General features: G+C 65.5%; 8 protein-coding genes, 1 tRNA gene and 1 pseudogene. 1 reads left to right on the top strand and 9 read right to left on the bottom strand.

Features of this window, described 5'->3' with window-relative positions; translation table 11 throughout:
- The coding region (locus MOV74_RS22885; RefSeq protein WP_246927235.1) for a PspA/IM30 family protein at positions 1-1,020 on the bottom strand (1,020 nt) is incomplete at its 3' end.
- Positions 1,021-1,334: 314 nt separating this feature from the next.
- The gene (locus tag MOV74_RS22880; RefSeq protein WP_015686208.1) at positions 1,335-1,595 is read right to left on the bottom strand and encodes a hypothetical protein; all 261 of its coding nucleotides are present in this window, start codon (positions 1,593-1,595) and stop codon (positions 1,335-1,337) included.
- 257 nt (positions 1,596-1,852) lie between these two features.
- Between MOV74_RS22880 and MOV74_RS22875 the strand changes: the two genes are divergently transcribed.
- Positions 1,853-2,050: a hypothetical protein gene (locus MOV74_RS22875; protein WP_246927233.1), complete on the top strand. Its 198-nt coding sequence runs from the start codon at positions 1,853-1,855 to the stop codon at positions 2,048-2,050.
- 71 nt (positions 2,051-2,121) lie between these two features.
- On the opposite strand, the gene MOV74_RS22870 is transcribed toward MOV74_RS22875, so the two are convergent.
- From MOV74_RS22870 to MOV74_RS22840, 7 genes and pseudogenes are all read right to left on the bottom strand, one after another.
- Positions 2,122-2,268 (bottom strand): hypothetical protein, encoded by a 147-nt coding sequence (locus MOV74_RS22870; RefSeq protein ID WP_246927231.1) that lies wholly within the window; start codon positions 2,266-2,268, stop codon positions 2,122-2,124.
- A gap of 199 nt (positions 2,269-2,467) precedes the next feature.
- Positions 2,468-2,541 (bottom strand) — tRNA-Cys (locus tag MOV74_RS22865).
- A gap of 99 nt (positions 2,542-2,640) precedes the next feature.
- Positions 2,641-3,246: pseudogene (locus tag MOV74_RS22860) on the bottom strand (ABC transporter ATP-binding protein); the annotation flags it as partial.
- A 163-nt stretch (positions 3,247-3,409) separates the two neighbouring features.
- Positions 3,410-4,126, bottom strand: a complete 717-nt coding sequence (locus tag MOV74_RS22855) for an ABC transporter permease (RefSeq protein WP_246927217.1) — start codon at positions 4,124-4,126, stop codon at positions 3,410-3,412.
- A gap of 199 nt (positions 4,127-4,325) precedes the next feature.
- Positions 4,326-5,057: a tRNA-uridine aminocarboxypropyltransferase gene (locus MOV74_RS22850; RefSeq protein ID WP_246927215.1), complete on the bottom strand. Its 732-nt coding sequence runs from the start codon at positions 5,055-5,057 to the stop codon at positions 4,326-4,328.
- A gap of 37 nt (positions 5,058-5,094) precedes the next feature.
- Positions 5,095-8,199, bottom strand: coding sequence for an efflux RND transporter permease subunit (locus MOV74_RS22845; RefSeq protein WP_246927213.1), 3,105 nt, complete (start codon positions 8,197-8,199; stop codon positions 5,095-5,097).
- Positions 8,199-8,991, bottom strand: a 793-nt coding sequence (locus MOV74_RS22840; RefSeq protein WP_246927206.1) for an efflux RND transporter permease subunit, incomplete at its 5' end; no start/stop codon positions are given. The genes MOV74_RS22840 and MOV74_RS22845, both read right to left, overlap by 1 nt.

Raw genomic sequence — 8,991 nt, 5'->3', positions numbered from 1 at the left:
CTTCGCCGCCGCAGAGCTGCCGCCCTGTTTGCGAGGCGACGTCGCGGCCTGATGGCTTGCGGCCGCCTCACTCTTTTCGAGATCGGCGCGGCGCTGCTCGGCGTCCTGAAGTGCCGACAGGACGGCACGCAACGAGGTGACGCATTGCTCGATCTTCTCGTTGTTCTCGTCGATGGCGCGGGACAGCACCTCGAACTGCGCCTCCAGATCCATCTGCCGCGCGATGCCGGCGCGGGCGAGGTCGTCGCGCCCGTCGGTGATCGCCCCTTCGATCTTGGGCGCGAGATCGGTCATCTCGCGTTCGATCTCGGTGCGGCGCGCGTTGAGGCGGTATTCCTCGGCACGCGCAGCGCCGAGCGCATCGCGCGCCTCGCTTTCGGCGCGCTCGATCTCGCGGATGGCCTGTCCGACCACCCCAAGCTTGTTCTTGCCTTCAGCCTGCTCGATCGCGTCATAGGCGATCCCGGCGATCAGGCGCCCGACCCGTGACAGGAAATTTTCGGGAGCGGCAGCGATGGTATCCATAGCGTTCTCCTCCTCTGGCAGAGTGTTCGGCGTAACGCCGTAGTGAACTTCGAAACCGTCATCGGTGCGGATCAGGCGCGCGGGCACGCTTTGCCCCCAGCCCTTGGCATAGCCGGCATAGTCGAACGGCACTCTGAAGCGCCCTTGCACGGTCGCAATCGAAATGGTGGCCGGGCCCTTGATCTTGGCGAGCTTGTCGTCGAGCGGCAGACGACGGCCCTGCGCTGCGCGATATTCGGTGCGGTCACGCAGGCCCAGCGTCACCAGGCGCGACGGCAGCGCGGTCTGTTTGCGGATCGGGTCATAGGCGTGGGCATGCAGCAGCACGACGTTGGAGCCGACATTGTGGCTCCGTGCGACCTCATCGAGGATCTCCATCATGCGGTCATATGCCCTGAACGTCGCCTCCAGCGCGGCCTTGGCGGCCGGATCAGGGGCAAGCCTGTAACGCAGCGCGGACGGCGCGTTTCGGGGCGACTGGCTCATCGAAAGCACTAAAGCACCATATTGGTGCTTTAGGAAGCGGAGATGCGATCACGTTCCACTGATCCTTTTTGCACTCTATCCATTCGTCGCGGTGGTCGGGCAGCGCGTTCAAGCCGGGCTGTTCACCCCTAGATCACGGCCTATCAAGACTTCTTGCACGCGCGGGTTGCACTTTGAGACGAAATGCAGGGAGCGTACGGCAACGACCTCACCTGCCACGTCCCTGATCCACAGCCTGTCCGCAGCATATCCACAGGGCCGATATCGCGGATTGCTCAGCGGGTCGGGCGACTTGCTGCGCACAAACCCACAGGCTGCTGCGTTCAACCGCCGGCCTGATCGAACACGCTGCGGCAGGCTTCGCTCAGGCTCGAGCGGTTGCGCCGCAGGCACGCCGTGATGGCGCGGACGTTGGGGATTTCGCCGGCGCAGAGCCGGTAGACGTCTGGCGTGCAGGCCCGGCGCTGTTCGGCTGTCCCTTGCGCGTGGGCGGCGGAGGCGAACAATGTGAGGAAGAGCCCAACCGTCGAGGCGCGGCGCGCCCGGCTCTTCACACCCGCAAACCGCAAGAACCTCGCCTTCATGACCAGTCTCCTGTCTGCCCTGCCTGCTCCGGCCTGCATTGGTCGGTGTGCGAAGGGGTAGGAGAAATAAACCGCTCAGGATGTGATCTCTTTCACACTGCCGGCGCAGCGGAGGAACCTAGGGTCCCCGGGGGATCTTAGAAAATCGCTAACCAATTGGGACCCGATCGCCGGATCGTTAAAATGCGAACGATCGGATCAATCGGGTAACAAGCCGGCTTTGCGACATTGCGCCATCCGCGTTCTGCGAGGGTGCGATGAGAAGCGAAGCCGAATTCAATTTGCTGCTGGATGCCGTCCGGGACGCCATGGTCATTGAAGATTTCGCTGCCGCGCCGGAGGAGGAGTTCGTGCTCCGCTCGCGGAGTTTTGACGCGATGCCCAATGCGGCCAATGACAATGAGGGCGCCTGGCCTCTCCTGCCGTTTCCCGACGGCTGGTACGCGGCCTGCTGAAGGCTGCTTCGCCGTTGATCGCAGCGCCCGCGGGCGTGTTGCTAAAGGGCTTAAGCCCGGCGCGGCAACGATCAGCTCTTGACGCGATCCTCGCCATCCTGCGTCGCCCGGTCGGGTGCGGACGATGGAAAGATGCTGTCATAGATCGCGCGGGCCTCACGGATGAGGCGAGCCCGCTCAAGCTCGGTTTTCGGGACAAATCGGACGATATCGCCCACGGGTTGCTCCAGCGCTCGTTGATGAAAGTCGCATCACGTCGCAGATGCGAACTCTATGCCAGCGGGCGTGAATCGGGCGTTTCCAGCACGCCCCGGGCAACCCCGGTGACCGGGCCGCCCCGCACCTTGGCGGACGCCGCACAGGATCGGCGGAACCTGCGTCGAGATCGAATTTTGCTGAAAGATCAGGGATTTGTAATGGAGGCCACGACCAGAATTGAACTGGTGTACACGGTTTTGCAGACCGTTGCGTAACCACTCCGCCACGTGGCCCCGTAAGGGCGGAGCAATATAGGGGATGCAGGGTTTAGGCAACCGCCTTCGTCCGACTTTCCCGACGACTTTCAGCAGCTTGATGCCCGGCTTGCAGCGCTAGACCTTCGCCCCGCCCGGCCCGCCGAGATAACGGCCGAGAATCTCCTCGGTCGTGCCGGCCGCCATAATCCGCCCCTGCTCCAGCAGGATCGCCCGGTTGCAGGTGCTCTTGATCAGCTCGACGTCGTGCGAGGCGAGCACCAGGATGCCGGCACGGGCGACGATCTCATCCAACCGCTGCCGCGCCTTCTTGCGGAATTGCTGGTCGCCGACGCCGATCCATTCGTCGAGCAGCACGATCTCGCCCTCGACCGCGGTTGCGACCGCGAAGATCAGGCGCAGCATCATGCCGCTGGAATAGGTGCGCAGCGGCAGGTCGAGCCGGTCGCCGAGCTCGCTGAACTCGGCGATCTCCGCGCGCCGTGCATCGATCTCGGCGCGCCGCGCGCCGATCACGAGGCCGCGCCGCATGATGTTCTCGTAGCCGGTTGCTTCCTCGTCGAAGCCGGCCGACAGATCGAACAGCGACAGGCAGCGGCCGAGCACGTCAATGCTCCCCGCCGTCGGATGATAGATGCCGGCGAGAACCCGCAGCAGCGTGGTCTTGCCGGCGCCATTGGCGCCGATGATGGCGAGGCGGTCGCCGGCGCGGATGTCGAGGCTGACCTCGTTCAAGGCCTTGATGAGGTGCGAGACCGCCGCCTTCCGCCGCGGCGTCACGGCGCCGACGAACCGGCTGCGCAGCGAACGGTCGCGAAACGACAGCACCGGAAACGTGACCGAGACGTCGCGAAGCACGATGTGGGCCGTGGTGGTCATGCGCGCATCACAGCCAATACGCCACGCGATGGCGGTATCTTGCGTAACAGCCGAGGCCGATGACGGCCACGACGATCGCATAGACCGCCCCCAACAGCCATTGCTCCGCAGAGGTCGGCTGCGACAATAGCGGCCGGCGCACGAGATCGAGCAGCGTCGCAAACGGATTGACCCACGTCAGCCAGTGAAAGGCGGTGCCGCGCACACTGTCCTCGGTCCAGATGATCGGCGTGAGAAAGAAGATGAACTGCAGGCCGCTGACGATCGCCGAACCAATGTCGCGAAAACGCGCGCAGAGCATGCCGAGCGCGACCGCGCCACCGAGCAGCACGAGAAACAGGATCGCAAAGCCGGGCATCACGAGCAGCATGTTCCAGTGCAGCGGCCAGGGCATCACGACATAGAGCAGCACGACGATCACCAGGTGATGCGCGAAGATGAGGACGTTGCGCGCGATCATCTGGAGGACATGAACGATCAGCGGCGCCGGCACCGCCTTGATGAGATGACCGGACGCCACGAAGATGTTGGAGCCCTCCTGGAGCGTCGTGGCGATCAGGGTCCAGACGATCAGGCCGACCGCGAAGGACGGCAGGAAGGCGCCGATGTCCTGCTTGAACAGTGCCGCATAGACCGTGCCGACGCTTGCGATCGTCGCAGCGAGGGTCAGCGTGATCCAGAGCGGGCCGATCACGGTCCGCCGGTAGCGCAGCGAAATGTCCATCAGCGCGAGCGTGCCCCAGCGATCGGGCCGCGCCGCCTGTGTCAGGATTTCCTTCGCCGCGAGCTGAATTCGACTGCCCCTTCGGATGCCGCTCTCCGATGCCGCAACAGGGAAGCGGATAGCGACCGGTTTCGATCGATGACCTCAAAATGCCCGCGCCTCGCGGTGCAATCAACCGTACAGACGAAGTGGGCCGAAGTCAGGCTCGTTTGCGCCGACGGAAGTCGCGCCGGCCCTTCGGCGCAGGTTTGGGCGCCAATTCCGGCATCTCGGCCTGGACCTCGCGGTAGCGTGTCAACAGCCGTTCAAAACTCGCATGCAGCGCGTCGGCGATGTCAGGACGCCGCTCGAGGCCGGCGAGAATCGTCGCCGCGGCCTCGATGGTCGAGAGCCCGTCGCTGCGCGGCTCGCGGCGCAGGCGCCCATAGCGCGAGGGATGCGCCGGGTTGAGGATCACGCGCTGGCACTTGAGCATCCAGGGATTGCGCCACCACAGTGCCTTCGCCTGGCTCCAGGTGCCGTCGAGCAGCACCACGCCTTCGAGCTTGCCCAGGATCGCGCGCTGGTTGTCCGCGACCTCGCCCTTGCGGTTGAGCGCGACGATCTCGCCTTCGGCTTCGAGATCGGCGGCGCGCGCCGAGCCGAGATAGAGCACGGCCCAGCGCGCGGCATTCTCGACCGGCCGCCCCAGCGCCTTGGACAGGCTCGGCCAGGACAGGCCGACCCGCACCGTGGCATCGGCGAAATGCCTGGCGAGCAGGCGCGCGGTGCCGAGCGCCCTGTCCTGTTCCTGCGGGTGTTGCAGGATCAGCAGCGACAATCGGTTTTCAATCGGGGTGACGCTGTCGCAGATGCACAACGGCATCGGCTTCTGGCAATGCGGGCATTCGGGGATCGGCTCGGCAGCAGCCGTGTCTTGCGGGTTCGACATGGGCGCCGCTATACGCTTGATGCGGCCCTTCAACAACCTATTCCGCGGGCGCAGCCAGCGGGCGCCGCGCGGACCGCCGCCGCAGGCGGTCGATCAGCAGGTAGATCACGGGCGTGGTGTAGAGCGTCAGGATCTGCGAGACGAACAGGCCGCCGATGATGGTGATGCCGAGCGGACGGCGCAGCTCCGTGCCGGGGCCGGTCGCCACCACGAGCGGAATGCCGGCGAACAGCGCCGCCATGGTCGTCATCAGGATCGGGCGGAAGCGCGCCTGGCAGGCCTCGAAGATCGCCTCCGCCGAGGACAGGCCGCGCTGGCGTTCGGCGTCGAGCGCAAAATCGACCATCATGATGCCGTTCTTCTTGACGATGCCGATCAAGAGGATGATGCCGACGAAGGCGATCACGGTCAGCGGCGTGTTGGTGAGCTGCAGGGCGAGCAGCGCCCCTAACCCGGCCGAGGGCAGCGTCGAGATGATCGTGAGCGGATGGGCGAGGCTCTCATAGAGCACCCCGAGCACGATATACATCGCCACCAGCGCGCCGAGGATCAGAAGCGGCTGACGGCCGCTGGTCTTGGCGAAGTCTCCGGCATTGCCGTCGAAGCTGCCGCGGATGCCCTCGGGCATGTGCAGCTCCTCAACCGCCTGCTGGATGTTTTGCGTCGCCGCCTGAAGCTGCACGTCCGGCAGCAGGTTGAACGACACCGTCGTCGAGGGGAACGACTGCGAGTGATAGACCGCGAGCGCGGCGAGGCCGCGCGTCGCGTGCACGACGGCCGACAGCGGCACCTGCGCATTGCCTGCGCCCGCGACGAAGATGCGTTCGAGGTTGGAGGGATCGACCTGGAATTTCGGATCGATCTCCAGCACGGTCATGTACTGGTTGCGCTGGGTGTAGATGATCGAGATTTGCCGCTGCGAGAAGGCATTGTTCAGCGCGTTGTCGATGTCCTGAACCCTGACGCCGAGCGCCGAGGCCTTCTGGCGGTCGATCGACAAGGTCAGTTGAAGCCCGCCGGGGTCGCGATCGCTGGAGATGTCGGTGATCCCCTCGACGCTCTCCATGCGCTTGGCGACGATCGGCGCCCACTTCTGCAGCAGACTGAGGTCGGTGCTAGTCAGCGTGTACTGGTAGTCGGAATCGCTCTGCCGCCCGCCGGCACGGACGTCCTGGGCGGCGAACATGAAGAGGCGGATGCCGGGCACGGGGTACAACGCGCGCCTGAGCCGGTCGATCACGACCTGGGTCGAAACGTGTTCGCGCTCCTCCGGCGGCTTCAGGCTGATGAACATGGTGCCGCGGTTCGAGGTCGCTCCCCCCGGCCCGCCTCCGCTGCCAACCGTTGAGCCGATGCCCGCCACAGCCGGATCCTGCATCACGATGTCGGCGAGCCGCTGCTGGAGGCTAAGCATCGACTGGAACGAGATATCCGCCGAGGCGCGCGTCGCCCCGATGACGAAGCCGGAATCATCGGTCGGAAAATAGCCCTTGGGGACCTTGATGTAGAGCGTCACGGTGAGGCCGATGGTGGCGAAGAACACCAGCAGTGTCGCCAGCGGGTAGTCCAGCACGGTGCGCAAGGTTCGGCTGTAGAAGGCGATAATGCGCGACAGCGAGCCCTCGATCAGCCGATCGAACAGGGTCGCCGTGCCGGACGTGGTCTGGCGGATGTAATGGGCGCAGATCATCGGCGTCACCGTGAGCGACACCAGCGTCGAGACCAGGATGGCGAAGGTCAGCGTCAGCGAGAATTCACGCAGCAGGCGGCCGACGATTCCGTCCATGAAGATCAGCGGCGTGAACGCCGCGATCAACGACAGGCTGATCGAGACCACGGTGAAGCCGATCTGCTTGGCGCCCTCCAGCGCCGCCTGGAACGGCCGCATGCCGTGTTCGAGATTGCGGAACATGTTCTCGATCATGACGATGGCGTCGTCGACCACGAAGCCGACGGAGATGGCGAGCGCCATCAGCGACAGATTGTCGATCGAGAAGCCCGCGACCCACATCCCGGCGCAGGTACCGGCCAGCGCCAGCGGGACCGAGATGCCGGCCGCGATCGTCGGCGTCAGCCGCCGCAGGAACACGAACACGACGACCATCACGAGGATGGCGGTTGCCAGCAGCGTCCACTGCATGTCCAGGACGCTGGCGCGGATCGTGCTGGTGCGATCGACCAGGGTGGAAATGTCCACGCCGGCCGGGATCCATTGCTTCAGCTCGGGGATCAGCGCCTTCACGCGGTCGACGGTGTCGATGACGTTGGCATCGCCCTGCTTGGTGATCTGGATCAGCACCGCCGGCTGCTTGTTGAACCAGGCGATCGAGCGGGCGTTGCGGACCGAGTCCTCGATGTCGGCGACGTCGGAGAGCCGGACGAAATTGCCGTTGGAGCTCTTGATGACGATGTCGCGGAACTCTTTCGCCGTGCGCATCTGCTTGTTCAGCGACAGCGTCTCGCTCTGGCGCTCGCCGTTGAAGATGCCGACGGGACCAAGCGGATTGGCGTTGACGATTGCGGTCCGCACGTCGTCGGTGGCGATGCCGGCGTTCGACAGCGCAACGGGATTGAGCTGCACCCGCACGGCCGGCTGGTCGGCGCCGCTGACCGTCACGTCGCCGACGCCGGGCACCTGCGAGATGCGCTGCGCCAGCACCGTATCGGCGACGTCGTAGATCGCGCTCGCCGACAATGTCTTCGAGGTCAGCGCCAGCACGAAGACGGGCGCGCCGGCCGTGTTCGCCTTCCGGAATTTTGGCAGCGTCGGCAGGTCGCTCGGCAGGTCCACCAGCGAGGCGTTGATCGCGGCCTGCACGTCGCGCGCGGCCTTGTCGATATTGCGGCCGATGTCGAACTGGAGCTGGATGTTGGAGACGCCGAGCGACGACGTCGAGGTGATCTGGTTGATGCCGGATATCTCACCTAACCGCCGCTCCAGCGGCGAGGCCACGGTCGCCGCCATCACGGACGGGTCGGCGCCGGGCCGGCTGGCCGAGACGAAGATGGCGGGGAAGTCGACGTTCGGGACCGAGGCGACGGGAAGGAACTGATAAGCGACCGCACCCAGCAGGAATAACCCGATCGACAGCAGCGTGGTCGCGACCGGGCGGCGGATGAAGGGCTCCGAGATCGATGCCATCACTGCATCCCCTCGGTCGCGCCCGCGACCGGCGGGTCGCCGGATTCGGCCGGCGGCATCGCCTGCTCGAGGCGGCGGTTGATGCGGTCGAGCGCGAGGTAGATCACGGGCGTCGTGTAGAGCGTCAGCAGCTGGCTCAGCAGCAGGCCGCCGATGATGGAAATGCCAAGTGGGAAACGCAGCTCGGCGCCGGTGCCGCTCTCGATCGCGAGCGGCAGCGCGCCGAACAGCGCCGCCAGTGTCGTCATCATGATCGGGCGGAAGCGCAACAGACACGCCTGCACGATGGCTTCGTGCGGCGACATACCCCGCCCGCGCTCGGCCTCGAGCGCGAAGTCGATCATCATGATCGCGTTCTTCTTGACGATGCCCATCAACAGGATGATGCCGATCAGGCCGATCACCGAAAGGTCCTGCCTGCACAGCATCAGCGCCAGGATCGCCCCGACGCCGGCCGAGGGCAGCGTCGACAGGATCGTGATCGGGTGGATGTAACTTTCATAGAGAACGCCGAGGACGATGTAGATCGTGATCACGGCGGCGAGCAGCAGCCAGGGCTGGCCGGCGAGCGCCTTGGCGAACTCGGCGGCATCGCCGGCATAGACGCCGACGATGCTGCCCGGCATGTCGATCCGGGTCTCGATCATCTTCACGGCCTCGACGGCATCGCCGAGCGCCGCGCCCGGCGCGAGGTTGAAGCTGAGCGACACCGACGGGAATTGCGCCTGGTGCGAGATCGCGAGCGGTGCCGTCGTGCGCTTCAGCGTCGCCACGGCGGACAGCGGCACCTGG

This window comes from Bradyrhizobium sp. SHOUNA76 (assembly GCF_023006445.1).
Taxonomy (GTDB): Bacteria; Pseudomonadota; Alphaproteobacteria; order Rhizobiales; family Xanthobacteraceae; genus Bradyrhizobium.
The sequence above is the reverse complement of the archived record's forward strand: the minus strand, read 5'-3'. Positions and strand labels throughout refer to the sequence as shown.